Source organism: Mucilaginibacter ginsenosidivorans, from assembly GCF_007971025.1.
GTDB lineage: Bacteria > Bacteroidota > Bacteroidia > Sphingobacteriales > Sphingobacteriaceae > Mucilaginibacter > Mucilaginibacter ginsenosidivorans.
On record NZ_CP042436.1, the window covers coordinates 2,645,235 to 2,670,283 of the forward strand.

At 44.8% G+C, this 25,049-nt stretch carries 25 protein-coding genes; 12 read left to right on the plus strand and 13 right to left on the minus strand.

The features are described 5' to 3' along the window. The first annotated feature begins 21 nt into the window (after window positions 1-21). The 5 genes from FRZ54_RS12095 to FRZ54_RS12115 all read left to right on the plus strand — a co-directional run bounded on the left by FRZ54_RS12095 (window position 22) and on the right by FRZ54_RS12115 (window position 5,738). Window positions 22-1,524 (plus strand): B12-binding domain-containing radical SAM protein, encoded by a 1,503-nt coding sequence (locus FRZ54_RS12095; RefSeq protein ID WP_147031862.1) that lies wholly within the window; start codon window positions 22-24, stop codon window positions 1,522-1,524. Window positions 1,525-1,551: 27 nt separating this feature from the next. Next, complete coding sequence (locus tag FRZ54_RS12100) at window positions 1,552-2,274, plus strand: class I SAM-dependent methyltransferase (protein WP_147031863.1); 723 nt, start codon at window positions 1,552-1,554, stop codon at window positions 2,272-2,274. A gap of 3 nt (window positions 2,275-2,277) precedes the next feature. Next, window positions 2,278-3,327, plus strand: coding sequence for a radical SAM protein (locus FRZ54_RS12105; protein WP_147031864.1), 1,050 nt, complete (start codon window positions 2,278-2,280; stop codon window positions 3,325-3,327). A 99-nt stretch (window positions 3,328-3,426) separates the two neighbouring features. After that, the gene (locus tag FRZ54_RS12110) at window positions 3,427-4,920 is read left to right on the plus strand and encodes a B12-binding domain-containing radical SAM protein (protein ID WP_228462706.1); all 1,494 of its coding nucleotides are present in this window, start codon (window positions 3,427-3,429) and stop codon (window positions 4,918-4,920) included. Further along, window positions 4,917-5,738: a class I SAM-dependent methyltransferase gene (locus FRZ54_RS12115; RefSeq protein WP_147031865.1), complete on the plus strand. Its 822-nt coding sequence runs from the start codon at window positions 4,917-4,919 to the stop codon at window positions 5,736-5,738. The genes FRZ54_RS12110 and FRZ54_RS12115 overlap by 4 nt, the downstream gene beginning before the upstream one ends. 46 nt (window positions 5,739-5,784) lie before the next feature. On the opposite strand, the gene FRZ54_RS12120 is transcribed toward FRZ54_RS12115, so the two are convergent. From FRZ54_RS12120 to FRZ54_RS12155, 8 genes are all read right to left on the minus strand, one after another. Next, window positions 5,785-6,705 (minus strand): nucleotidyltransferase domain-containing protein, encoded by a 921-nt coding sequence (locus tag FRZ54_RS12120; protein ID WP_147031866.1) that lies wholly within the window; start codon window positions 6,703-6,705, stop codon window positions 5,785-5,787. A 19-nt stretch (window positions 6,706-6,724) separates the two neighbouring features. Continuing rightward, window positions 6,725-8,041, minus strand: a complete 1,317-nt coding sequence (locus tag FRZ54_RS12125; protein ID WP_187359821.1) for an O-antigen ligase family protein — start codon at window positions 8,039-8,041, stop codon at window positions 6,725-6,727. Beyond that, the gene (locus FRZ54_RS12130) at window positions 8,013-9,149 is read right to left on the minus strand and encodes a DUF1972 domain-containing protein (RefSeq protein ID WP_147031868.1); all 1,137 of its coding nucleotides are present in this window, start codon (window positions 9,147-9,149) and stop codon (window positions 8,013-8,015) included. Before FRZ54_RS12130 ends, FRZ54_RS12125 begins: the two co-directional genes overlap by 29 nt. Continuing rightward, window positions 9,146-10,234 carry a glycosyltransferase family 4 protein gene (locus tag FRZ54_RS12135; protein ID WP_147031869.1) on the minus strand — a complete coding sequence of 363 codons (1,089 nt, stop codon included), beginning with the start codon at window positions 10,232-10,234 and terminating at the stop codon, window positions 9,146-9,148. Before FRZ54_RS12135 ends, FRZ54_RS12130 begins: the two co-directional genes overlap by 4 nt. Then, window positions 10,234-11,196: a glycosyltransferase family 2 protein gene (locus tag FRZ54_RS12140; protein ID WP_147031870.1), complete on the minus strand. Its 963-nt coding sequence runs from the start codon at window positions 11,194-11,196 to the stop codon at window positions 10,234-10,236. The genes FRZ54_RS12135 and FRZ54_RS12140 overlap by 1 nt, the downstream gene beginning before the upstream one ends. Next, complete coding sequence (locus FRZ54_RS12145; protein ID WP_147031871.1) at window positions 11,186-12,835, minus strand: hypothetical protein; 1,650 nt, start codon at window positions 12,833-12,835, stop codon at window positions 11,186-11,188. Before FRZ54_RS12145 ends, FRZ54_RS12140 begins: the two co-directional genes overlap by 11 nt. 91 nt (window positions 12,836-12,926) lie before the next feature. Then, a complete protein-coding gene (locus tag FRZ54_RS12150; protein WP_147031872.1) occupies window positions 12,927-14,336 on the minus strand; it encodes a lipopolysaccharide biosynthesis protein in 1,410 nt (469 codons plus the stop codon). Between the two features lie 91 nt (window positions 14,337-14,427). Then, window positions 14,428-15,228, minus strand: coding sequence for a glycosyltransferase family 2 protein (locus FRZ54_RS12155; RefSeq protein WP_147031873.1), 801 nt, complete (start codon window positions 15,226-15,228; stop codon window positions 14,428-14,430). A 269-nt stretch (window positions 15,229-15,497) separates the two neighbouring features. On the opposite strand from FRZ54_RS12155, the gene FRZ54_RS12160 reads away from it, so the two are divergent. The 5 genes from FRZ54_RS12160 to FRZ54_RS12180 are packed head-to-tail and all read left to right on the plus strand — an operon-like array spanning window position 15,498 to window position 19,595. Next, window positions 15,498-16,142 (plus strand): RNA polymerase sigma factor, encoded by a 645-nt coding sequence (locus FRZ54_RS12160; protein ID WP_147031874.1) that lies wholly within the window; start codon window positions 15,498-15,500, stop codon window positions 16,140-16,142. Between the two features lie 57 nt (window positions 16,143-16,199). Further along, a complete protein-coding gene (locus FRZ54_RS12165; RefSeq protein WP_147031875.1) occupies window positions 16,200-17,594 on the plus strand; it encodes a porin family protein in 1,395 nt (464 codons plus the stop codon). A 1-nt stretch (window position 17,595) separates the two neighbouring features. Beyond that, complete coding sequence (locus tag FRZ54_RS12170) at window positions 17,596-18,141, plus strand: YceI family protein (protein ID WP_147031876.1); 546 nt, start codon at window positions 17,596-17,598, stop codon at window positions 18,139-18,141. A 47-nt stretch (window positions 18,142-18,188) separates the two neighbouring features. Further along, a complete protein-coding gene (locus tag FRZ54_RS12175; protein WP_147031877.1) occupies window positions 18,189-19,118 on the plus strand; it encodes a DUF5777 family beta-barrel protein in 930 nt (309 codons plus the stop codon). An 18-nt stretch (window positions 19,119-19,136) separates the two neighbouring features. Beyond that, the gene (locus tag FRZ54_RS12180) at window positions 19,137-19,595 is read left to right on the plus strand and encodes a QcrA and Rieske domain-containing protein (RefSeq protein WP_147031878.1); all 459 of its coding nucleotides are present in this window, start codon (window positions 19,137-19,139) and stop codon (window positions 19,593-19,595) included. A gap of 5 nt (window positions 19,596-19,600) precedes the next feature. Here FRZ54_RS12180 and FRZ54_RS12185 read toward each other — a convergent pair whose 3' ends face one another. Continuing rightward, window positions 19,601-20,695 carry a substrate-binding domain-containing protein gene (locus FRZ54_RS12185; RefSeq protein ID WP_147031879.1) on the minus strand — a complete coding sequence of 365 codons (1,095 nt, stop codon included), beginning with the start codon at window positions 20,693-20,695 and terminating at the stop codon, window positions 19,601-19,603. 61 nt (window positions 20,696-20,756) lie between these two features. Further along, on the minus strand, window positions 20,757-21,290 hold the full coding sequence (locus FRZ54_RS12190) for a hypothetical protein (RefSeq protein WP_147031880.1): 534 nt from the start codon (window positions 21,288-21,290) through the stop codon (window positions 20,757-20,759). A 172-nt stretch (window positions 21,291-21,462) separates the two neighbouring features. Here FRZ54_RS12190 and FRZ54_RS12195 point away from each other — a divergent pair, with 172 nt between their 5' ends. Both FRZ54_RS12195 and FRZ54_RS12200 read left to right on the plus strand, forming a co-directional pair. Further along, window positions 21,463-21,996: a putative periplasmic lipoprotein gene (locus FRZ54_RS12195; RefSeq protein ID WP_147031881.1), complete on the plus strand. Its 534-nt coding sequence runs from the start codon at window positions 21,463-21,465 to the stop codon at window positions 21,994-21,996. 179 nt (window positions 21,997-22,175) lie between these two features. Continuing rightward, window positions 22,176-22,628 (plus strand): hypothetical protein, encoded by a 453-nt coding sequence (locus FRZ54_RS12200; RefSeq protein ID WP_147031882.1) that lies wholly within the window; start codon window positions 22,176-22,178, stop codon window positions 22,626-22,628. 79 nt (window positions 22,629-22,707) lie between these two features. Here FRZ54_RS12200 and FRZ54_RS12205 read toward each other — a convergent pair whose 3' ends face one another. The 3 genes from FRZ54_RS12205 to FRZ54_RS12215 form a co-directional block, all read right to left on the minus strand. After that, window positions 22,708-23,541, minus strand: coding sequence for a hypothetical protein (locus tag FRZ54_RS12205; RefSeq protein WP_147031883.1), 834 nt, complete (start codon window positions 23,539-23,541; stop codon window positions 22,708-22,710). A gap of 337 nt (window positions 23,542-23,878) precedes the next feature. After that, window positions 23,879-24,385 (minus strand): OsmC family protein, encoded by a 507-nt coding sequence (locus FRZ54_RS12210; RefSeq protein WP_147031884.1) that lies wholly within the window; start codon window positions 24,383-24,385, stop codon window positions 23,879-23,881. A gap of 144 nt (window positions 24,386-24,529) precedes the next feature. Next, window positions 24,530-24,991, minus strand: a complete 462-nt coding sequence (locus tag FRZ54_RS12215) for a DUF6252 family protein (protein WP_147031885.1) — start codon at window positions 24,989-24,991, stop codon at window positions 24,530-24,532. Window positions 24,992-25,049: the final 58 nt, after the last annotated feature.

Here is a 25,049-nt window from a genome sequence, read left to right on the forward strand (position 1 = left end):
TATTTAGAAGGTTGAGCCTATATGAATAAGATCCTGTTATTTAATCCCAAAAGTGCGGTTGCAAAACATCGTATACCAAATTCCATATTAAGTATCGCGGCGTCTGTCGAGGGGAAATATCAATGGGCCATTGTGGATGGTAATTGCGAGGCAGATCCCTTAGCCAAATTGGAAAGCTACCTTGAAACAGGCGAATACAAATATATCGGCTTTACGATTATGCCCGGCCCGCAGTTAAAACAGGGCATCCCCTTTGCGAAAGCGATAAAAGAGAGATTCCCGGGGACGGTTATGATATGGGGTGGATATTTTCCATCCACTCAGCCCAAAGCTGTGCTCGAATCAGGGTATGTCGATTTCGTGATCAACGGCCCGGGCGATCATGCTTTTCCGTCATTGATCGATGCATTGGAAAAAGGCACGCCTTATGAGTTTATCAAAAATGTGACCTATTATGCCAATGGGGATATTATCAAAAATCCTAAAGAAGACCTGTTTGAACAGGACCCCCTGCCGCCATTGCCTTATGATAAACTGAACGATTTTTACGGGATAGATAAATGGTACCTCGGCCGTACTTACCTGGGCGAACGCACCATGGCGTACCATTCGAGTATTGGCTGCCCCTTTACCTGTTCATTTTGCGCGGTGGTGCCTATTTATGAGGCGCGCTGGAAAGCTAAATCGGCTAAGAATGTCTATAATGATGTCAAATACATTCACGATAAATGGGGCGCCGACGCGATCGAATTCCATGATAATAACTTCTTTGTGTCTGAAAAGCGCACGGTTGAATTTTCCAAACTGATAAAGCCCGAAAAGATGTCGTGGTGGGGAATGGCCCGTATCGACACGATGGATAAATTCAGCGATGCCTCGCTGGCCGCTGTACGCGAAGGCGGCTGCAAGATCATCTTCTTCGGTGCCGAAAGCGGTAACAATCTTATCCTGGAGCAACTGGACAAAGGAGGCACCCAAACCGGCGACCAGATCATCCGCTTTGCCGAACGTTTAAAAAAATTTGATATTATACCTGAATATTCCTTTGTGCTGGGCACGCCCGCGCCAACCGCAAAGCAGGTAGAGGCCCAGATAGATTTCGAGATAGATTTTATAAAAAGGGTTAAGGCGGTTAACCCGCGCACCGAAATTGTATTGTATACGTATAGCCCTGTACCTACCGAAGGCTCGGCGCTTTTCAAGCAGGTGCAGGAGCAGGGATTCAAATATCCCCGGGTACTGGAGGACTGGATAAGCCCGGCCTGGGAAAATTTTGACATGCGCAAAAATCCGCTTACGCCATGGCTCACCCCGGAAATGATAGATAAGATCAGGAACTTTGAAACAGTTCTTAACGGCGTATATCCGACCGTAACCGATATACGCCTTAACGATCTGAAGCGCCGCGCCATTAAACTGGTGGCCGGTGTGCGCTATAAGGTTAATATGTATAAATATCCGTACGAAATAAAACTGTTGCAGCGGGTATGGAAATACCGGCAGCCGGAAATTTCGGGGTTTTAAGTGGCATAGTTTCAAAACGACCGACCTATGATAGCCAAAGCGCCAATAGCTAATAAAACCGATTTCGAAGAACTTTACCTTGCTGTAAGGAAGGCCGAGAAAAGAATATATACCGACGATCAGCTTAGGGCACTGCCCGATATCGGCCCATTGCACGTACACGCAGGGGAATGGAGCCTTCGCAAACGTTCGTCGCTCAGGCTGATCAATTACCTGCGCCGGAAAAGCCGTTCGTTACGGATATTGGAAGTAGGCTGCGGTAATGGGTGGCTTTCGGCTAAAATGGCCGAAATTCCCGGTGTAGACGTTATCGGGCTCGACATTAACCAGCTCGAGATCAACCAGGCAAACAGGGTGTTTATTAAAGATAACCTCGAGTTTGTTTACGACGTTTTTAACGAGGATACTTTCCCGGACATTAAGTTTGACGTGATCGTGTTTGCCGCCTCCTTACAGTATTTTCCATCGGTGAGATCCGTATTGGACCTGGCGCTTTCATTGCTTAATGAAAATGGCGAGGTGCATATTATGGATACGCACTTTTATAAACCCGACGAAATTGAACGTGCCAATGTGCGCAGTTACAACTATTACAACGCATTAGGTTTCTCCGGAATGGCGGAGCACTATTTTCATCACTCCATGGAAGAACTTTCCGGCATGCGGCACCATATTTTGCTGAACCCGAACAGCCTGATGCGATTGCTGGATAAACGCGGGCCGTTTCACTGGATCACCGTAAATCGTTAAAGCATGGCGGTATCTCTTCGTCACACCTATCAACGGTACAAAACCCTGCGTACGCACCGCATTTCGGCGCTGCCTATTGTCATCCTGATGCCGCATAGTGCGTGCAATTGCCGTTGTGTGATGTGCGACATCTGGAAGGATAACAAAAACCTGCAGCAGCTTACCGAGCAGGACGTCGTAGGGTTACTTTTGTCGCTGGTAGAGTTAGGGACAAAGCAGGTGGTAATGTCGGGTGGCGAGGCGCTGCTTAATCAGAACTTTTTCAGGCTGTGCGAAATGCTGAATAATGTAGGTATAAAGGTATCGTTGCTCACCACCGGTCTGACAATAAAACATCATGCGGAACTATTGCTTAAATGGGTGAACGATATCATCGTGTCACTTGACGGCGACCAGCAATTACACGATGCCATTCGAAATATACCGGGCGCTTTTCAAAAATTAAAGGATGGCGTACAATGCATTCATAAACTGGATCCTAACTATAAAATTACTGCGCGGACGGTGATACACCGCCTCAATTTTTGGAACTGGCTTTCTGTGATTCATGAGGCAAAGGCGATGGGCCTGGATCAGATCAGCTTTTTGCCTGCCGATGTAAGCAGCCACGCCTTTAACCGGCAGATGGCATGGGAAGAGCCGCGGCAGCACGAGATATTGTTATCGGAAAAGGAATTGCCGGAACTGCAAAGCGTGATAAACAAAATGCTGAAGGAAAACAGTGTGGATTTTGATACCGGTTTTATTGCTGAATCGCGGGAGAAGATACAGCAGATATATGAGTACTACGCTGCCTTTTACGGGCTGAGTCCTTTTCCGCATAAACGCTGCAACGCCCCCTGGGTTTCAACTGTGATCGAAGCCGACGGTGCGGTGCGCCCGTGTTTCTTTCATGATCCCCTCGGTAACATCAGGCAAGACTCGCTTACCCATATTCTTAACAGCGAAAACGCAGTGCATTTCCGCAAAACCCTTGACATGAGTAAGAACGAAACATGTGTAAAGTGCGTTTGTTCGCTTAACCTGCCGCCGCGAATGAATCCTGTTGTTTAATTCACCTCCTTTTTTCTATGGAAGTGCACTGACGCTGCGAGTCATCTCCGCCGCAATTATTTTTGCACACCCAAAACTTTAGGCAACCCATTATCAACCATGGGCGTAGTGCCTATAATGGAGCCGCAAAGCACGATACTGTTCTCGCATTCCTATTTCCTGCGCTTCGATCCGAAACAGTGGTCGCTGGGGCAACCATACCCGCCGCTGGGTACCCTTTATGCCGCGGCTTTGATGCGTCAAAACGGTTATAAGGTTTCCCTGTTCGATGTGATGTTTGCTGACGGCCCCGGGGAGGTTATAGCCGCGCTCGACCAGCATCAGCCAGGTTTGTTCGTGGTATACGATGACGGCTTTAATTACCTAACCAAAATGTGCCTCACCAACATGCGCGAAGCAGCATTTGGTATGTGCAAAGTGGCAAGATCGCGTGGTTGTAAGGTAATTGTGTGCAGCTCAGATTCTACCGACCGTTATGAAAAATATTTAAATGAAGGGGCAGATTTTGTCATTCTCGGTGAGGGGGAGCATACTTTACTGGAGCTTGCGGAAGCTCTGAAAACCGGAACAACCGATTTTTCGCAAGTAATGGGCCTGGCTTATATGTATAACGGTTGTGTTGTTAAAACCCCTCCGCGCCCTGTTTTGAAAGAACTCGATACCTTGCCTTTCCCTGCCTGGGACCTGGTGAACATAGAGCAATACCGCCAAAGCTGGTTAAAACATGTGGGATATTTTTCGCTGAATATGAGTACCACGCGGGGCTGCCCGTTCAAATGTAACTGGTGCGCAAAACCCATTTACGGCAATCGTTATAACTCACGCAGCCCGCAGAATGTGGTTGAAGAGATCAAAATGCTGAAAAATAGGTTTGATATGGATCACATCTGGTTTTGCGATGATATTTTCGGCCTTAAACCCGGCTGGGTATTAGCGTTTGCCGGGTTGATGGAAAAGGAAAAGATCGGTATCAGGTTCAAAGTACAATCGCGTGCCGATCTGTTACTGGAGGAGGATTTAGTGCGGGCGCTGGCGGCCTCAGGTTGCGAAAATGTATGGATAGGCGCCGAAAGCGGCTCGCAAAAAATACTGGATGCCATGGACAAGGGTATCACGGTTCAGCAAATATTTACTGCCACCAGGTTGATGAAGAATGCCGGCATCAAGCCCTCGTTTTTTATCCAGTTTGGGTACCCCGGCGAGATGAAGGAGGACATCGGCAAAACCATCGACATGATAAACGCATTGCTGCCTTTCGAGATCGGCATTTCGGTTTCATACCCCTTGCCCGGTACGGCGTTTTACGAACGGGTAAAGGAAGAGCTTAGAACCAAAACTAACTGGACCGACTCGGACGAGATGGCTTTGATGTTCCGTAATACCTTTCCGCCTACTTTTTATAAGCAACTGCATCGTTACGTGCACCAGAATTATCATCAGCACCTGGCCCGCAACAGTGCAGTACAGCTGTTAAAAGATCCGTTAAGTATTGATATCAAAAGCATCAGGAAAGCGCTGTCCGTATTTTATCACGCGCCAGCCACCCTGGTAGAAAAATTCAAACTAAACCGGCTGGAGAAGGCACTTGGATGAGCTCGGCTGTGGACTATATTAACGAAAGGAAAGCCGCCGAAGCATTTAGCGGCCAGTCTGCGGTGTTCGACGAAATTTATGGCGACGATACTATCATCGCTTATAAAAGAGAGCGCGTTCGCCGTCATGTATTAAAACGTCTAAAGCCCGGCGGGTCTATCCTCGAGCTGAATTGCGGTACCGGGGAGGATGCCGTCTTTTTTGCGGGCAAGGGGCATAAAGTACACGCAACAGATATTTCTGCAGGTATGCTTTACCAACTGGTACAAAAGGTGGGCAAACATAAAATGAACAAAAAGATCACTTTCGAACTTTGTTCCTATAATAATCTGCCTGAATTAAAAAACAAAGGACCTTTCGACCTTATATTCTCCAATTTCGCCGGACTTAACTGCACCGGAGAGCTTGACAAAGTGCTGGCGTTTTTACCGCAATTGCTTAATCCTGGCGGAATGATAACGTTTGTTGTTCTCCCCAAATTTTGCCTGTGGGAAACCTTGTTGATATTTAAGGGAAAGCTGCGTACAGCTTTCCGGCGATTCTTCAGCCGGCGCGGCCGAAAAGCGAGGGTGGAAGGAACGTTTTTCAAATGCTGGTATTACAACCCGTCTTACATTACCCAAAAATTGAAAAATGAATTCGATCTTGCTGGACTGGAAGGACTGTGCACCATTGTCCCGCCATCGTATATCGAAGGTTTCGCCGAGAAACACCCCAAAGCTTTCCGGTTCCTTAAAAAATGGGAAAACAGGCTGAAAACCAAATGGCCCTGGAGAGTGATCGGCGACTATTATATTGTTTCGCTAAGGAAGAAATAATAGTAACAGTGGCGTTCTAAGTGGAATAACAAAACTGCTGCTTTTATTATTGCACAACCACACGCTCGCATCGCTCCAATACTTGCGACACTTTGTTGCGGTAACTCACTAACAGCTTCATTTGAAAATTTACAGGGTCGGGTTTAGTATAATGTTTTCCGGCATCCATTGCCAATATGATACCCCGGTTGTTCGTTCTCTTTAAAAGCATTTTTTTGTGCCAGCGATTTGCAGTGATCCGCATCAGCAAATTATCCAAAGCATTGCCCGCCTGGTTATTGAAAATGAATTCAGTTATTTTTTTAAGCAGCGAATCCTTTACCGGTTTTGCACTTGCGATGCGGAGGTATTTATTAGGCAGATACTCCCTTGTCCAGGTGTTGGCGGTAAAAAATTGCTCAAACATTGTGTCGCCGTTCAGCGGGATCAATGTGGCAATCTCTGTGGCTGTATAGATATTTTTTTCGTGGATAAGCAAATCCTGCTCATCTATATAATAATTCATGCAGAAATAATGCTCCCTTTTTACCAGGAAGGTCAGTTTCTTGAACAGGTGCATTACGGTGCGCGCTATCCAGAGCCTGTTTTTTGCCGTGATGACGAACAGGTCGATATCCGAATCGTTATCGGCAAAGTTTTTGGAAAGCGAGCCCGATATAGCGATACCCCGCACATAGGGGAATCGGATCAGCAAATCGCCTACTTTTTTTGCGGTGGCAATTAGTTCTGCGGCTTTAAAGTTGCCTTTTTCGCGCCGCTCGATTAAAAAATAATCGTTACGCAATGTATAAAATTTGTCGAATTTGTGTACGTGCCTGTCGATAACCAGGCCGCGGCAGGCGTATTCAAATTCTTCAACCGCGCATTTGGTTGGCAAAAACAGGTATATCTCGTCCATCGTCAGCGGGTAACTGAACAGGTCGAAGTAAGCGAGCGTGGCTAATATATTTCTCCTGAGGTCTGACAAGATAGTATCGGTTGCTTTCCTATACTGATGACGTGACAAGTGCGTGATTGGTTGCCACCTTTTCGGGATTTTCGTGCTTTTTTACAGCTAAAATCAAATTTTTCTGTTGTGTGGACCTGAATACCAGGAATGTAAAGAAAAGGCTGTAAAATATTACCCCCTTATCCATGTCCAGTATGTTTTCCGAAACGGATACAACAGCTACCAGCGTCATCAAACTAAACAGCATAATATCCTTTATTTTGATGGCAAGCCTGAACCCAAAGATCAAGGTGGTAAGATAAGCAAGCAGTCCCCATATCCCCGATTTGATCAACAGGCTTAAGTATTGATCGTGGGCATTCAGTCCGTTCAGGTACGAGGTATAATATTTCCGTTCAAAATATTTTTCCTTCAGCAAAGGTATTTCCGACCCTGCCCCATGCCCTATGACCGGAGCCTGTTTGATCAGGTCAACTGCGGCGCCCCATCTTAAAACCCGGGGCTCTACATCAATGTCGTTTTTTGAGCCTGAGAAATCTGTCCGGAGCTCTATCAAATAGCGCTCTCTGAAGATACCTGAACTGCATATAACGCCAATAAGCAGCGCTGTCAGCGATGCCGAGATTAAGATGAATCGTTTCCTGGCTTTGCCCGTTAAAAGAAACAGCGGCAAGGCAACGTTTATAGTGAGGAACAAAGCAGCAAATACCGATTTTGAGCCCAATTGAATGATCCCAGCAAGTAATACGAGCGAGACAAAGCCGCAAAATATTTTGTTGTAGCGAATCTTTTCTTTGATAAACAGCGACAGCATAAATACCAGCGCAAGGGCTACTTGCAATGAAAAGAACGTGGCGTGTATATTGATCTGTTGTGAAAAATTATGATTGGTAAATGCCGGCGAAAAGATGAGCGACAAGGGTAGTCCGTAAAACCGTAGCGCAATAACGGCACTGATATAAAGGTAAACAATAGTGGCCGCGATGCCCGATGAAAAAATAAGCAATAAGCGAGACCCATGTTTGTTCAGATCGATCGGATTGATGCAAAACAGGAAGGGTATCAGAAAGATGGTTACATCAAGCTCCCACTCCCTTAGGGCCGAAATTTTGTCTGTCGCGTAAATCGTGCTTACAACCGTCACAAAAAAGACCGACTGCAAAACCATTGTCCGCCAGGTAAATAACGGTTTTAGTTTACGCCTGTCAAAATGGATCAGTGTATGTATGCCAAAGCTGCCCAGTATCAAATGACTATAAAACCGGTCAAATGGCAGGCTGAGTAACAAAAGCGCTAAGTGGTAATAGCTTATCCTGTTTGCCAGGCTACCCCCGGGCAGCAGTAATTCTTTCACTGTTCTTACGCTCGTAACATTCCACAATAAACGATTCATATTCATCAACTATCTTCCCCCAGTTAAACTGGAAAGCTATTTTATTAAGATTGTTCCTCACCATCAGTTGCTCATTTCCTGTGCGCTGCACGGTTTCTACTATTTCGCGTACTTCATGAGCGTTTGAAAAATAGAATGCATCGGCGTTCAGCACCGACTTATTGAACGGGTTATTATGCGCAGCTATCAGCGCCTCGCTGGCCATTGCCTCCAGCAACGATGGGTTGGTACCACCTACGCTGTGCCCATGGAAATACAGGTAGGAGTTATTCTGCAGCGCTCTTACTTTGGTATTGTCGAATATGGCTCCCCTGAAACTGATGCGCTCGTCATTTTTAAAACGATGCCTTATAAACTGGCCAAAGCGGTTGCCGGTATCGCCTAAAACAACGAACTCGCGCCGCGAATTGCTGTTATTAAAGCCCTCCAGTATCGTTTCGATGTTATTCTCGGGTTCCATACGTGCCATCAGCAAAAAATAATCTTCTTTCAATGCATCGCTTTTGCTTACCTGTTCACGCTCCTGTTCTGTATACACATCGGCGCCGTAGGGAATATATTCACTATGAATATGGTACTTGCTTTCAAGGTACTCTTTGATAACTCTTGAGTCGGAAATATAGAACTGGCTATGTTTTACCGCAAGTTTTTCGGCATATTTCAGGAATTGCTGAACAGGTTTCGAGTACTTTGAACGTTTCCATTCCAGGCCGTCCATATTCGTAATAATAGCACTGCTTGCAGGGTACAGTCTTCCCCAAACTGAACTGCTTGTGTAGCCCATCAGTAATACCACGTCGAACTTTTGCCTGCGCGCATCCATCAGGCAATTCAGGTCGTAAATAAATTGGCCCGCTGTGCCTACTACGTATTCAGGATCGTAGCAATGCCGAATATTGACGCCGTTCCATGTATTGGCGGTATAAGGGTGGTTGTGCGAGTTATAAACTGTTACCGAATGCCCGCGTTTTACCAGGCCCGCTGATACATATTCGGATATATGCTCAAAACCCCCGTAATGATTCGGGATACCGCGTGTTCCTAAAATGGCGATTTTCAAACTCTTCATAAGTTAATATTTTGATAAGCTTTATAAGTTTCCAGGGCAGCCTGTTTCCAGGTGTATTTTTTTTGTATTGTTTCGTTCAGGGCCTCGTTGTATTTGCTCCGACTGGCTTTTACTACTGCGCCCAATATGCTTTCCGGCTCGCCTGGGTTACAGTAAAATGCATGGTTGCCGAAATATTCCTTTGCATCGCCTTTGTCGGTTATCACAATGTTGCAGCCCATGGCAGCAGCTTCCAGTGAACTGAGGCCCGTTGTTTCGAACCAGCTTGGCAGTATGTGCACTTTAGCTTGTTGATAGTAACTCACCAATTCCGGCTGGGGGATATGATCAATAAAAGTGATGTTTGCCGCTGCTATACGCCGGCACTCGTTGTAATAAGTTTTTTGATTTGGAGCGTGCGACCCAATAAGCACCAGGTTGAAACGCGTATTATTAATCGCCCTTATCAGATTCAATTGATTTTTGATGCCTTCTATCCGTGCAACACAAAGCACCAGGTTGTAATCCTTTACCGCCGAGCAGTTCCTCTTGAAAAGGTTAGCGTCAATTCCGTTGGGTACGACCGCATATTTAGCATCGCAGGGATAGGTTTGTGTGACGCGTCTGTATTCGGAGGCCGAATTAGGCAATATCATAGCCGAGTTTTTCAATACCCGGATAATACTGTTCCTTTGCCCCCGCCACAAGTATTCCGAACTTGCAAGATGGTCGCTCCCCTTCGCCCAGCGTGCTAAAGTTTTCAAATATTCGATATGGTCTCCGGGCAACAGGCTGAAGAATTTCCCGATTCGCCCGCGATGATGCTTATCGTATTCGCTGTAATTACACAGAATGGTGGATACTACAAACGGTTTTTGTGCTTTTTTGCTGTGGTATAAAATATCTGCCGGGCGGGTAAGATTAAAAAAATGCAGCAGGTTGTACCGGTCATATTCAATATATTCATCGGCCAGCTTTATTTCCGCTTTGATTCCCATGTCATGGAGGTGCCGCGCAGTTTCTCTTACCTGTACAGTATCACCGCCGGGGACACTGTACAGAGTCGACCGCGTAATAAAAGCCACCTTTATATCCAATTTCTTCATTATAAACGGTTCGGGCTTAATTTGTGCAGCCAGGTTATCAGCGATTCCGGCAGAAAACTCACGAGGTACAATAAGTAGTTGTCAAAGCGTAGCGGCCTTATGCTGATGGCCTGTTTTACATGGATGCGCGCTTTTTTCGGCTGGTAATTATTAGCCAAGAATTTTTTGCCGCACAGCGCATGATAAGCGCCTTCTTTTACTTTGCGAATATCCTGGCGCCTAATGATCGCCAATAGCTCATCGCCTTCCTCCACGGTAATTGATCCCCTGTTAGTAGCTTGCCGTTTCAATTGCCTGAAACGCTCTCCCCGCCATTTTTCATCGATAGTTGCCGACGAGGCGTTCAGCCTGACTTTTATAAGGGGTTCACGCAGGTTTTGCATTTTACCCGTTTTGGCCAGGTTTGTCCAGAGAAGGTAATCCTCGAAATTATGAGCATGAATATTATAGCCTCCGGCCTTGATCACAGCCTCCCGGCGGTACATTACAGACGAATGAATGAACGGGCAATAGACGTACAAGTTGTTTTGCACTTCCTCGTTGGAGTGGGCGATACATTTAAAACTGAACAGGAATTCGCCATGTTCCAGTATATATTCAGCGTCGCTGCCCACCAAAACATATTCGGGATGATCGTAAAGGAAGTTGAATTGTTGTTCCAACCTGTTAGGCAGGCAGATATCATCTGCATCAAAACGGGCAATTAACGGTGCATTTGCCAGTTTTAGCCCGGTATTCAGTGCATTTGCAACTCCTTTATGTTCGCAGTTTACAACGGTAATCCGCCGGTCGGCAAATGACAACGCTGTCTCTGCTGTTTCATCTGTCGAACCATCATTGATGATAAGCAGCTCAAAATTGGTAAAAGTTTGCTGCAACACCGAGTCTACCGCCTCGCGCAAGTATTTGGCCGCGTTATATGCGGGCATTAATACAGTTACTTCGGGGTGCTCAGTTTGCATAGCCGGGATTAGGTTTAGTGGAATTCTCCTTGATATTTAGCAGCATCAGTAATTCAAAAAACAGGATAACAGATAGCTGTTCGAACCAGTAGTCTGTCATAAATACGCCAAGCAACAGGATAAGCAACGGAATGCCATAGGTTAGTTTCCTGTAGTGTTTCAAAAAATAACCCACGTATCCAGCCAAAAAGCAAAAAACACCAAGCAGTCCATATTCGGCCAGTAACTGGTCGTATACCGACCCAGGATCGTTGGTTAGCGAATGGTAGTCGCTTTTTTTACTGAAGAACGCCAGGTACAGGTCGAGGTGATTCGAAAGAAAATCAGCGTTTGTATAAGCATACTGGTGCGGATATCCTCCAGCTAAGCCAATGCCGCTTACCCTGAAAGCCAGCTTTGACGAGAAATTACCTATACCGGCACCCATGATCAATTTAGACGGGTGCTTTTTTAAAAAACTAATGGTCTGTACGGAAGCAACCTCTTTACCCATTTTGTGTGGAGCAGCACCTTCATTTCCTGAAAGAGGCAATCCAGCCTTATGCTCGTCGACGTAACCCAAAAGTTGTTTTTGATAAGCAGTTGTTTCGGCAATGTGTTGGTAAGGCATCGCATCAATATTTACCCCGGGTACAATTATTCGTCCGGTGGATGTCTTTATAAGGTATCGGGGTGGTTTGGGCGAGGGGTTGGGGTGAACCGCCAGAAAAACGCTGTCAAGGTAATAGCGAGCTGTTTTTTCCTTTCTTTCTTCAGGTGTAAGGGTACTGTCTGGCCGAAGTGTAATATAGGGCAGTGCCTTTACCGGTGATTTTTTTACTATGGGTTGTGGGAAAAAGTTGTTCTTAATGGTTTCGTGTACATAGGTATAATTCTGTGGCGATATCTTGACCGCAAACAATACAAGGCACATAAAACATACCGAGATAAGGCTTTTTTGCTCGCGGCTGCTTTTAAAGGTGAGTATGGCCAGCAATATCGCCGAAAGCAAAATGTTGATAAAGTTACTCCCGGTAAGCAACATAACAGCCATGCATAATAACAGCATGGCCGAGTTTTTTTTACTTAGAAAATAAATGACCCCAAAGGCATTTAAAATCGCATTGGTAGTCGAGGTATCAAAGGTGAGCCCCCTGATGTAATCGCCCGTACCAATAAAGTATTTCTGATGCTGGCCCTGGTAGGTGTAAGGATTGAGGTAGCCGGATTCGTAAATAATACCCGCGATATTGATAAACGACAACAGTGCATTCAGGACAAAGAATAAGACAATGGTGCGATTGATAGTTTCGGCATCGTTGTTATCTACCGAAAGCTTTACCTGGTGCATAGCCAGGATACACAGCGCCCAGAAACCGATGCCCGTAAGAAGCACCAAACTATAGTTAACACCGTAATCTCTGCCAATGAGCCAATCAATTATGGCTATACCGATAACCGCGGGATAAAAAAGAGGCAATCTTGAATTTTTCAGACTAAAGCCAAATTTAAAATCGGAATGAAGCAGGTAAATAATAACAATGGCTATTGCTTTTACCAGTAGTTTAACATCAAGAAATAAGACAAGGAATAAAAGTAGCCTCCAATCGGCCATGCTTTTTAGTCTTTTAAAATGATAAGAAGCGGTGCCCGTGATCATTCAGCGTATCCTTATTTTTATAAAAGGTTACGGCTGGAAAATTTGATTGGTTGCCTGCGCGAATGGTAATATGAACGGGGAGGCGCGGAGATTAGAATAAAGCTTTTATACTTCTTATATCAGAAAATCTTATTCGCGACGTTACCACCAGCAGGATGAAAAAGGTTACTATTGAAAACGTTATCGACGGTAAGTTATCCCTGAAAAGTATCCTTGCTGTAAACACACATCCGCAGGCACTAACAGTGCAAATTAAAAGGCTGTAAATTGCGGTATTAACTGCTTTGATTTGATTCCTGGCAAGGTAGTACGCGGCCTGGGCGACAAATCCGGCAAGGCATGCAATAGCCGCGCCTTCATTCTTATACAGAGGTATCAGGATGACGTCACCGGCTATATTCACGCAAAAAGTAATGATGAATGCTGTAAGTATCAGTTTTAGCTGTCCTTTAGCGAAAAAGATGGTCCAAAGCAGGTTGCAGAGATATTGCAGCGGAATACATAACGACAGCAGAAATATGACCGGCTCATCCACCAGTCCATATTTGCCATGGGTGAGCGGGTCGACTAAAGGTGTCCAGCAAATATTTAGCAGCAGAACAGTGGCTGATGCCATTACCATTTCCATGCGCGCCAATAGCTTTAGATTCCCAATATCCGGGGTGCCCCTTTTTAATATCCTGGTAAACCACGGTAGTAAAACCGATGCTATAGCCAGCAACGGTACGCCGGATAGTTCAAACACTTTATAAGCAAAACTGTATTCGGCCAATTTTATGGCAGATACAAATACCCCGATGAATATCCAATCGAACCGGGCCAGGGTCGCAGCAATAAGCACCACCCCGAATTGCGGCAGTGATTCCCTTAAGAGAGCGATGTTAGCCTGCCAGCTCCACTGCAGCGCAACTGGTAAGCCGGTTTCTTTTTTAAAGAAAAGAAACCCAATAAGCAGTTCCAGTACATCGCCGCCGATAAAAACGAACAGGACGGTTTGCAAATTTACCAGGTGCGACAGGGCAAGAATGCTGAGCCCTGCTGCACGCGACAGGTTAGTAATAATGCACATGCGTGCAAGCAGGCCAAAGCGCTCCATCCCCACGGCTGCCTGCTTAAACGGCATGGAAAAATGGATGGCCGTTTTCCCGATACCAATAAGCAGTACAATGTTATAATAACTAATGCGGGACGAAAAGAACAGGCTGCCTAATAATAGCAGTCCGTAAAATATACAGCCTGTTATCAATACATGGATAATATATAGCGATAAAACCTGCTGGGGATGATCTCCTGCAGCAATTTTGCGTACAGAAACCTGCTCTATCCCAAACGCCAGGATGCTGAAAGAGGTTAGCATCAGCGCCAGTGCCAGGTTTATTTCGCCGAAGGTATTTTTATCAAGGTTAACAGACAGGACATAAAAAATAACCAGCCCGGATATTTGATTGATGACAAGTTGTAAGGTATTGGCCGAAAGATTTTTTACCAGCTTTGCTTTCATTAAGGATTTGGGTTAGCTTTGTACCTAAGCAATCAAAGCCGTCCTGGCGGGCCACGAACTTAACATTTCCAATTTTGTTAATGCGCTGCTACTAATATTCTACCACCAAATTATCCTTAACAGCTCGCGATTCGTGGTAACTGTTTTTGGTAAGCTTTTGAAGCAGGTGGTATTTTAAGAAAGTATGCCTGGCAATGCTCCGGGCAATTTCCCAACCTTCGCGCCCATCCAGGAAACCTAAAAATACAATATAGTTTTTAAAGAAATGGAAAGCGGGCGCCAGGTATATCTTCATTAAGCTTCCCCGCTCGCCAAATAAAAAATATTTTTCGGCACTTAATTTAGCATAATGGACTGTTTTGCTGTGACATTCCTGCTTGTCTTTTACTGAAAAGTGGTGAATATGACCCTTCAGCTTTTTTACTTTAATTACTGGTGGCAGTATTAATGTTTCGTGCACAGGCGGTTCGTTCCATCGCACCAATTGGCGATTAAACAGCCGGATATGATGGTCGCGGCCCCATGTACCAAAGCGAATGGGTTTTTTCCCATAATACGATTTGAAAGCGATATCATAAACTACCTCCCGGCTGTCGGGCTTCATTTCCCGCAGAGTACGTATCAACTCCTCGTCAGGTAACTCGTCGGCGTCAATGCTTAATATCCAATCGTGCCGGGCATAATCAATTCCCTTATTTTTATTGGCGCCATACCCGTCCCAATGCTCATGATAAATATAGCACCCGTCGCGAAAGGCAATGGTTGTTGTTCCATCGGTACTGTCGTTATCAACTACAATAATATCATCACTTATTAATCTGCATGCCTGAATACATCGGGCGATGGAATCAGCCTCGTTTTTTGTAATGATAACAACAGATATAGAGGTCATCAGAAATGTGTTTGTAGTTATCACGCATCTCCCAAAATAAAGGTTGCCTGTGCCCTTAAATTATTTAAAGATGTTTGACCCTGATCCGTTTATTATCCCTAAATTTAAATTAATACGCCGGTTGTTTGAGGGCAAGAATTGGATTTGTTAAAAATAACAAACTGATAATCATTATTTTACGTGACATTTGCCGGGCTTAGGCAACCTTTGTTTGCGATCCGACGTGATAAAGTGTGATAAGGTTAATATAATAAAACGGTGATGACCCTATGGGTGAACAAGAGTTACACCAACTGATCAGCGGCTGTATAAGCAAGGACAGAAGTAGTCAGAAAATGTTGTACAAAGCATTTTACGGCTTCTCTATGGGTATATGCCTGCGATACGCCAACAACAGGGATGAAGCGGCCGAGGTGATGAACCAGGGTTTCTTTAAGGTGTTCACCCGTATCGAAACTTACGATCGCAACAGGCCGTTCAAGGCGTGGCTCGGAAAGATCATGATGAACGTATCCATCGATTATTACCGGGCCAATTTGAAAATGGCGTATACCGACGACCTGGATAAAGCCGAAGGTATAAGCGATGGCGAACTTGCCGACAGGAAGCTTAATTATGATGACCTTTTGAAAATGGTACAAAAGCTGCCGCCGGCATACCGTACCGTATTTAACCTTTTTGCAATTGAGGGCTATACGCACGAAGAGATAGGCGAACTTTTAAATGTGTCGCCGGGTACGTCGAAATCAAATTTGCATAAGGCCAGGCAAAAACTAAAGCAAATGATACTTGATGCCGATTCTGAATCTTCGTCAAGTGGTAATTACGACAATGGCATGGACTACACACCTATTGTAGCTATAAAAAAAGCAGATGTTACAGGGGTGGGTTTCAATAAAAATATCAGGGACTGAAACGTTTAAGCGGGCCAATAAGGCTCCTGGCAGTTTCAATCCCGTTGAGAAAAGAAGATGAAAAAAGAGAAGGATGAGGATTTAGATAAGTTGTTCAAAACCGGGCTCGAAAACCCGGCCGGCGAACCTGTATACAGGGAGGCCGATTGGGAAGCCATGGAACAACTCCTCGAACAGGGCAAAAAACGCCCTGCTATAATTTTCTTATTGCCCTGGCTAGGCACTGCCGCGGCTATCGTCCTGGTGGTGTTGGGCTGGTTGTTTTTCAGGCCTAAGACTGAAACCGACAACAATAAAAAAGGTCAGCCGCAATTAACTGTTGCCGGGCCTTCAAAGAAAGATACCGGTACAAGCGGCGGCGCCATTCGGCATGAATCGGCAGATAGCAGCAAACAGAAAATACTCACTCCTGCCAATTACGCCACAAACCCGGTTCACCACGGGGGGCAAAAAAATGCAAATCGTTCTTTACCTTATTTGCCGGTGGGGCCGGCCGCTTCATTACCGGTTAAAGGGGCAGCTAAAGATCAAAATAATACTGCTTTAGCTTCTAACAAAAAAGAAGAAGCCCAGGATAAGCAAGCACCAGGCAGTGTTGATGCCGCCGGTAACCCGACCGTTATTAATGCAGTAGCGGCTAATGCTTCTTCTAAAACCGCGGATAAGGATAAAAAGGAATTGGGGACTGTGGATGGGCAAAATAACCAGGCGGAGACCAATAATTTGGCGGCAAATACAACAGCAGCAACCACTAACAGCAAAAAAGATGAAACTCCGGCCCAGGCCAGGCCGGATGATGCAACTGATAAATCGGTCGCAAAGTCAAAATCAAAGCTGAGATATCCGGGAGCAAATAGGGCCATATTTGCCGTAAGCGCCATTGCCACCACCGATATGAACGGCGTAAATTCGTTACAAGGTGCAAGGGTTGGAGGGAATATAGGCGGATTATTCTCGGTCAATGTTAATAAGTGGACGTTCACTACCGGTGTGATGTATTCTATCAAACCGTATAAGGAAAACTTTGCGGATTATCACACTAATTACCCGTTCCAAACAAACCCGTTATCGGTTGGGGTAAATTGTAGAATGCTGGATATCCCATTGAATGTGAATTACCAGGTTTACAAAAACCGCGGTAACAAAATTACCGTAGGTTCAGGACTGTCATCTTACATTATTTTGCGCGAGGATTATAAATTTAACTATGCCGGGGCATACGCCTATGGCCCTGCAGGCTACAGTGTGATCAACAAGAACAGGAATATATTAGGTGTACTTAACCTGGATGCGACCTATGATCATCAGATCAATTCCAAATTTGGGATATCATTTCAACCCTATTTAAAACTACCATTGTCAAACGTTGGGGCCAGTCAGGCTAAGCTGCAATCGGCCGGTGTAGCTGTAGGCCTTAGCTGGAACCTTAATTCATTCAAAAAACCGGATTAAAATGAAATATTTAAGTATGCTTTTACTTGCCTGGCTCACAGCTTTCCAGGCGGGACAGGATATCTACATCTGTAAAAATGCAAAGATAAACCTGTATTCAAGTGCCCCTATTGAGGATATAGAGGCCAATTCATCACAAGCTGTATCCGTATATAAGGCATCAACGGGCGAACTAAGTTTTAGCCTGCCCATCCGCTCACTTCACTTCGAGAAATCGTTGATGGAGGAACATTTTAACGAAAACTACATGGAGAGCGACAAATATCCGAAGGCTTCCTTCAAGGGAATGGTATTGTCTCCTCCCGATATTTCAAAAGACGGCACTTATCCGGTAAACGTGACCGGCGACCTGGAAGTACACGGCGTTAAACAGGCTCGTACCATAAAAGGCGAAATAAAGGTAAATGGCGGGGTGATCTCAATGACTTCGGAGTTTATTGTAAAATGCGCCGACCATAAGATAGATATACCGCAGATCGTATTTCATCACATTGCCGAAAACATTCGCATACGCGTAGCCGCAACATACGCACCTTATAAAAATTGATAAGCTTAACAAACATATTCAGTCAACAACCAACTAATTACCCAAACATGAAAAAGTCAATTATCCTTATTGCACTGCTTGCCCTTTGTATTGGGGTGAAGGCGCAGAAAACAGATACTGCAAAGAAGGAACCGTCTGCCGACTCGCTGATGAACTCGCTTAGCGCCGGCGATGATAAGCATGCGTACATCCTTTCGGCATTTAAAGCCACGCGGCTCATTTTTTCGCCGACCACAGAGATGGTGAGAAAAAAGAACCTTAACTTTCTTGTGATACACCGCTTCGGCGATATTGCTACTGGTCCCGGTGGCGCCCGAACCTTATTCGGCCTTGACGCCGTTAACGATGTTTATATCGGCTTTGAGTACGGCGTGTCGGATAATTTTAATATCAACTTTGGCCGTAGTACCATCGGGCAGTTGGTGGAACTGCAATTGAAATATGCGTTGCTGCACCAAACCAATGACAATAGTTCGCCGCTCGGTATTGCGCTGATGGGCGGTACAGGGGTTCGTCCGTATGGCAATTTTGCTTCCTTTAGCGATCGTCTTTCGTACATTGCCCAGGCTGTTTTTTCGCGAAAGTTTACACAAGCGCTTTCGCTGGAAGTGTCACCGGTCTTTGTTTCAGATAACCAGCCTATTCCGAACGAGGCCGGCAATGAAAATTCTTTTTTTTCGTTAACAGCGGCAGGAAGGTTAAAGGTAACCAAGCACATGAGCATCCTGGTAGACTGGGAGCACCCTTTTTCAAGTTATCGGACAGGGACGAATGGTTTCCAGGACCCGCTGGGTTTTGGCGCCGAGTTTGAAACAGGCGGCCACGTATTTACCCTTAACTTTACCAACGCAAGGGCTGTTTCTCAGATCAATAGCTTAAGTAACTCGCAGGCCAGTTGGGGCAGGGGCGAGTATCGTTTCGGCTTTACCATATCACGTATGTTTGATTTTAACAGGAAAAAGGAAAAGAAGTGGTAAATTACAACAACAAGAAATATGGAAAGAAGTGAATTTTTAGCCAAGTTTGGCATTACTATGGCCGCCGTGTGCGCCGGTTGCAGCCTCGCCGGCTGCGGATCAAAAAGCAGCGATCCTAATCCGGGCGGGGTTAACATAGGCGGGGCCACACCGCCCCCGACGACAGGGAGCGGAAACTTATTTACGGTCGATCTGAGTAGCCAGCTTACCAGCATAGGAAGTTCGAAAACTCAATCGGGTGTAATTATAGTCAGGATAGCAGATGGGAACGACCCGAGCTCATTTACCGCTGTACAGGTTGCGTGTACACACCAGGGAACAGCAATTAACTATAACAACGGGCAGCAACGATTTATTTGCCCGGCTCATGGAAGCGAGTTCAGCAAGTCAGGAGCAGTATTGGTTGGTCCTGCTTCTACATCGCTGCACCAGTATACGGTATCCGTAGATGGTACCACGCTTACTGTTTCAGCCTGATTGATCTATACTGCCTGAACGTGGTTACCGTAGATAACTTCGGGCCGGGTGTAGTACGAAGCGTTTTCTTTGGTCACAATATCGAGCGGCAGATATTTTAATTCTGCCGTTTCTTTTTTAAACACAAGATGGTTGGCCAATTGATGAATACCCCAATAACCCTGCCCCTTCGGGTTTTGATTGATCAGGAAGCTTATCTGACCCGTATTAAGGTAATGCAGGTTTTTTGGCAACAGGTCATAGCCAACTAACTTAATATGGCTGAGTTGCTTTTGTTCGAGATGTCCGGCTATGTCGTATGCTTTTGACGTTGTAATATATATGCTCCGGATACCGGGGTTTTTGCCAAGCACATCGTCCAATTCCCTGCTGAATTGCGCCTGATCACACCGGTTAAGGCTGATGACGACGATGTTGTACCGGGTTTCAGGGTCGTTTTGTTTAAAATAATCCCTCAGGCCCTGCTCTTTTTTCGAAAGATGAGCCGCATTACTTATTTCCTCGTCAATATGAGCCACTAAAATGGAGCATGGTTGTGGTTGGCCGTAATGTATCAGTTTCCCTGCAAGCACGCCGCTTTGGTATGAATTCTGCCCAACATAACTCAAAGCTTCAGCCTCGGCTATATGTGTGTTAAAAAGCACATAAGGGATATTTTGTTCCTGCCATTGGCTGAAAAAAGGCATCGTTTCCCTGTAAAAAATGGGGGAGAGAAAGATGCCATCGGCACCACTTAACGTTACCTGCTTTGCTTTTTCGATATAGCAACTTACGTCGTAAGGATTAAAAAGGTATTGTTCTACATGCAGCCCGTATTGCTTCAAAGCAACTTCAGCAGCCTCAACGCCCTCTTTTGGCGCTTTCCAATAATCGTCGTAGGCCGGATCAGGCAGCAAAGCGGCAACGCGGTAAGTTTTGTTTGAACCAAGGGCCCGTGCAATAAGGTTCGGCTCGTAGTTCATTTCTTTAAGCACCTGCAACACCCGGCGCTCCACATCGGCCGCTACTTTACCACGGTTGTGTAATACACGGTCGACGGTACCTGTAGATACACCGGCTTTTTCCGCAACGTCTTTTATCCTGACAGATATACTTTTCATTATGCGGATAAAAATAATTTAAATATTGAATACGAGCGAAAATCGGGAAAAATAAAGCATGTCATTTCTTTGCAGGCGGCTCCGGAAAGCGGCGTATTTTTTCGTCGTAGATGCGTATCTTCCCGTCTTTTAACATCACGTCATCGGTATAATACAAAGAATCGGACTTGCCTTTTTTGTCGGTCCATTTTTCGGTATACCATAAAGTAACCCAGGTTTCTTTTTTATCGGGATAGTAAACGGTCAGCCAGGTATCAAAGTCCTTTGATATGCTGGTCATGTCGCCGCGTATCTGGGTAAATATCCTTACCAGGCTGTCTTTTTTGCCCTTAAAAAAGAATTGGTCGCCTATAAATTCAACTGAATCCGCAAAAGGTTCAAACGTTCCCTGCAAATCGCCGGCAACATATTTTTTGAGGGCGTTCAATACGATCACCGCATTTTTTTCATCACCAGGTTGCCAGTCGATAGAATATTTATGAGGGAACGGGTAATCCAATTTTGCAGTGTCCGTTTTGGCTTGTTCCCCGGTCGGTTTACCGGTGCATCCGGATAATGCAATGCCAAGCAGGAGAGGGAAAAATAATTGTTTCATGGTTTCAGGTTGATTGATTGAATAATTTTTGAATAACCAATTGCCGGGTTAGCAATATAACCCGGATACAGGTTATACCGGTTATAATAATAGATATTTCTTGCTGAATATCAAAATGTTATATATATTTATGTAATTAACCTCCACACTAAACAATTTAAACCCAATTACAATGAGAAAGACCCTGTATTTATTTACAGTGGTTGCCTTGCTGGCAGCCTGTAAAAGCGGCACCCCCACTTCCGGTTCCACAGCCGCTAAAGCCGATTCGGTAGTAATGCCTTATAAAGCGTCTTATTCTTCTTCATTCGCAATTTCCGACAATTCCAAAAATGAACAGGCCGTATTGCAATCCTACAAGGATTGGGAAGACGGCAAGCTGGGCAATGCAGCTGCTTATTTTGCTGACACGATCGCTTTTGATTTTTCTAATGGTGCGCGTCACAAAATGGCACGGGATAGTTTTGTGAAATTTTCCCAAAAATTCAGGGATAGTTTAAGCAGTTCAAAGATTGACATGATCTCGGTTGTCAATCTTCACGCGACCGACAAAAACGAGGACTGGGTAAGCGTTTGGTACAAACAAACCGATACCCACAAAGATGGAAAGATCGATTCATCGCTCTATAACGACGTTAATCACATGAAGGGCGGGAAAATTGATTATTGGACATCGCTGCGCCAGGCATTGAAGCCAGCAAAATAGGATGTATGTTACAATAAGGGGTCGGCATGGTTGCCCGAACCCTTATTTGCAATTACATAGCGTGATCCGTTACCTGATGGGCCTCGAACAAAACGTTTGAACAGGTATGGATCTCTGCTGCAGGTATTTTTTACTCTTTTTCTGCAAAACCAATTATTAACCCTAAAAACCAAATTATCATGAATCCAACAGTTGAACTAATTTTTACGATCGTGGGCGGCGCCCTCGTACTGTTAACGCTTTATGGAGCGGCAACATTAAACAGGAAATTTTTTCTGTCTGGTATTTGTTTCTTTAGTATTCTGCCGCTTATCGGCGAAAGCATAGCTTATAGCACCGACAAAGCACCTGTCCACGTGCTGGTTATCTTTATATTTCTCGTGCAACTGGTATTGACTATGCCCACTAATATTACCTACGGTTCCGATAATGTCGCGGCCTCTAAACTAACGGGCAAAATAGCGCTGGCTATCCTTTTGATCAATATTGGGGGGATAGTATTCATTTTTTATTTAAAGGCAGCAGTTGCCGCTCAATTTGGGTATTACCATGTTGGTATAGCGCTTGCGGTACTTTATGTAATGTTCAAAAGAATGACAGCTACCGGAGGCTGGGTTTGGGCAAAATCATAGCCCGCAGGCTAACGCCGGTGTTCCAATAAAAAGAGCTGCCCTTAAAGGGGCAGCTCTTTTGCCATCCGATGGCTCATCGTTAGGATGGAAAAATGAGCATCGGTATGCGGATATTTTCCGGAATGGCATAAGGGCTGTCATGCCCGAGCAATTCGTTGAAATGAAATTTATTATTGACCATTACCAGCAATTCGTTATTCATTTCGTTTATCAATATATCAATGGCTTTAGCCACGTTTCTTTCTTTAATATTGCTGAAATAAACATGATCGCGGTTTGAGGCATCCAAAACAGCATCTTCAAAAACAGATATCGCATAATTCTCTTCCATCAGGGGTATGCCTTTTTCTGAAATGTTGGCTATAAGCACGCTGCCATCTATTATTTTGGCAAGCTGGGTAAGAAATGTCACCACTTCATGGCGGCAAAAACGCAGGTCGGTCACGTACACCATTTTCTCAAACATTTTGTAAGAGAAGTCCCTGGGTATTAACAAAACAGGGCAGCCCGATTTTGTGGCACTTTTTAAAATATTGGCTTCAATGTACCCTTTTTTCTCGTTATCCTCTGCAATACCCCTCACCAGCAGCCCTGCATCACATTTTTTAACAACGGATAATACATTGTCTGTTAAATAGTCTATCCCTTCGATAAAGTGGACCACAGGTCGTAAGCCTGTTTCCCAGTTTAGTTTCGATTCCAGTTTTTCTAACCAATTATTTTTGTCGGCATGTACTTCGGGTATATTTTCGTTCGTACTTGCCATAACAGGTTGTGCGGCGGGTACGGCCTCATACTCAATGGTATTCCATACGTACAGGTTGACATTGGTCTTGCCTGCCAATAGCAGCGCTAACTCTGCAGCGTGTTCAGCTTCTGACGAGAAATCGTTAAATAATAGCAAATTTTTCATAGCTGTTCTGTTTGGTAGTACGTGTAGAATTTACTTTCTAAAATTAACTAAAAAGATTTTTAATATATATGATGTAAATCACAAAAATTTATCGACAATCATGCTCGTTGTTAACATAAAACTGCTTGAATATTAAGTAATTGCTAAGAATAATTAAACAAGCCTGGCGTGGATACGTGTTTACAGAACAAAATGTTTCCACCTGCTGTTTTTTTAACCAATAAATTAAATAGGATTGTAAATAGGATTTTACAAAACAGGGACAAAAAGAGGCAGTTTTACACCCCAAACAGGACGTTAAGAAGCAACTTAAAGCAAATAAAAGCAGGGGCTTTAGTCAAATTTTGGAAAAACTTTTATCTATCCGCGTCCCGCCAGCAATAGTTTGGTACACCACGCAATATCTTTCGGTAAGTTTTTCCAGGCTGGCCATTTGTTCGTCATTAGCATCAGTATCCAGCTGAAAGCTGAGTCTTATTTGCCTGAAGCCCACAGATGCCTCTTTTGAGACACCCAGCGTTCCCCGGAAATCAAGGTCGCCCTCCGCTCTGACCAAGCCGCTTCTTATGTCTACCCCAATAGCTGTAGCTACCGCGCTAAGTGTTACACCGGCACAGGCCACCAGCGCTTCCAGGAGCATATCACCCGAGCAGGCCAACATGCCATTGCCCCCGGTTGCGGGATGAAGCCCGGCCTCGACCATTGCCTTTCCAGTATCCACCTTGCAGGATATACCCTCGCCGATATTGCCTTCGGCTTTTAAAGTGATCATCGCTGCAGAGGGATCGGCTTTGTATTTTTCTTTTATCGGCGCCTGCAGGTCTTTTAATTCAGAAGCGTTCATTGTTGTAGTGTTAGGGTTATTGGGTTCTCAAATGTAGTCGGCTTCGTTGCAAAAATATGTTCACATCGAAAATTTTACCTTGCCATGGGAGATGTCCGTTTCAATTGCATCAACTTTTGCTTTCGCGTCATTGAGAATTACCAATCATCGCAGGTAGTATCCGTTGAAAACGAGAGATAAGATAATTTCGCCGAAAACTGCCCTTCGGTTATTTTTTTTTGTGGTGTTTCCATCCGTAGCAGTAAAATGGAAAGTACCCGCAATGTGATTATCATCATACTCTTTAATAACAATAAGCCCGGTATCGCTATTAAAAGATCTTGATCGGCTATCATAGTAAGTAGCCCCGATACCCGAACTAAGGTTCCCGATAGGGTAGGCGCCTACCCGTATATTGGTGTCGATAAAAATATAAAGGTCGTTGCCGCCGCTGCCGTTTGTAACCATAATACTGTTATCGTCATAAAAATAATCAGCTTCTCCCTCTACAGATACTAAAGGGCCCTCATCTATTTTATAGATAAGAAAATTGTCGGGCTGAATGTTGTCTTTTTTGCATCCGCTGAATGCCGCTGCACAACTGCCTGCAATCAGTACTTTCATCATAAGGTTCATAGCTCAAAAGTTTTGGTTTATAACTTATAGAGTGTACCGGCAGGGTAAA

Coding starts and splice junctions, on each gene's coding strand:
- FRZ54_RS12110 (WP_228462706.1), top strand. CDS start 3,427: ATGGGCGTAGTGCCTATAATGGAGCCGCAAAGCACGATACTGTTCTCG.
- FRZ54_RS12100 (WP_147031863.1), top strand. CDS start 1,552: ATGATAGCCAAAGCGCCAATAGCTAATAAAACCGATTTCGAAGAACTT.
- FRZ54_RS12115 (WP_147031865.1), top strand. CDS start 4,917: ATGAGCTCGGCTGTGGACTATATTAACGAAAGGAAAGCCGCCGAAGCA.
- FRZ54_RS12175 (WP_147031877.1), top strand. CDS start 18,189: ATGAAAAAGTCAATTATCCTTATTGCACTGCTTGCCCTTTGTATTGGG.
- FRZ54_RS12205 (WP_147031883.1), bottom strand. CDS start 23,541: ATGAAAAATTTGCTATTATTTAACGATTTCTCGTCAGAAGCTGAACAC.
- FRZ54_RS12135 (WP_147031869.1), bottom strand. CDS start 10,234: ATGAAGAAATTGGATATAAAGGTGGCTTTTATTACGCGGTCGACTCTG.
- FRZ54_RS12190 (WP_147031880.1), bottom strand. CDS start 21,290: ATGAAACAATTATTTTTCCCTCTCCTGCTTGGCATTGCATTATCCGGA.
- FRZ54_RS12210 (WP_147031884.1), bottom strand. CDS start 24,385: ATGAACGCTTCTGAATTAAAAGACCTGCAGGCGCCGATAAAAGAAAAA.
- FRZ54_RS12200 (WP_147031882.1), top strand. CDS start 22,176: ATGAATCCAACAGTTGAACTAATTTTTACGATCGTGGGCGGCGCCCTC.
- FRZ54_RS12105 (WP_147031864.1), top strand. CDS start 2,278: ATGGCGGTATCTCTTCGTCACACCTATCAACGGTACAAAACCCTGCGT.
- FRZ54_RS12155 (WP_147031873.1), bottom strand. CDS start 15,228: ATGACCTCTATATCTGTTGTTATCATTACAAAAAACGAGGCTGATTCC.
- FRZ54_RS12150 (WP_147031872.1), bottom strand. CDS start 14,336: ATGAAAGCAAAGCTGGTAAAAAATCTTTCGGCCAATACCTTACAACTT.
- FRZ54_RS12185 (WP_147031879.1), bottom strand. CDS start 20,695: ATGAAAAGTATATCTGTCAGGATAAAAGACGTTGCGGAAAAAGCCGGT.
- FRZ54_RS12130 (WP_147031868.1), bottom strand. CDS start 9,149: ATGAAGAGTTTGAAAATCGCCATTTTAGGAACACGCGGTATCCCGAAT.
- FRZ54_RS12170 (WP_147031876.1), top strand. CDS start 17,596: ATGAAATATTTAAGTATGCTTTTACTTGCCTGGCTCACAGCTTTCCAG.
- FRZ54_RS12180 (WP_147031878.1), top strand. CDS start 19,137: ATGGAAAGAAGTGAATTTTTAGCCAAGTTTGGCATTACTATGGCCGCC.
- FRZ54_RS12140 (WP_147031870.1), bottom strand. CDS start 11,196: ATGCAAACTGAGCACCCCGAAGTAACTGTATTAATGCCCGCATATAAC.
- FRZ54_RS12095 (WP_147031862.1), top strand. CDS start 22: ATGAATAAGATCCTGTTATTTAATCCCAAAAGTGCGGTTGCAAAACAT.
- FRZ54_RS12195 (WP_147031881.1), top strand. CDS start 21,463: ATGAGAAAGACCCTGTATTTATTTACAGTGGTTGCCTTGCTGGCAGCC.
- FRZ54_RS12215 (WP_147031885.1), bottom strand. CDS start 24,991: ATGATGAAAGTACTGATTGCAGGCAGTTGTGCAGCGGCATTCAGCGGA.
- FRZ54_RS12145 (WP_147031871.1), bottom strand. CDS start 12,835: ATGATCACGGGCACCGCTTCTTATCATTTTAAAAGACTAAAAAGCATG.
- FRZ54_RS12160 (WP_147031874.1), top strand. CDS start 15,498: ATGGGTGAACAAGAGTTACACCAACTGATCAGCGGCTGTATAAGCAAG.
- FRZ54_RS12165 (WP_147031875.1), top strand. CDS start 16,200: ATGAAAAAAGAGAAGGATGAGGATTTAGATAAGTTGTTCAAAACCGGG.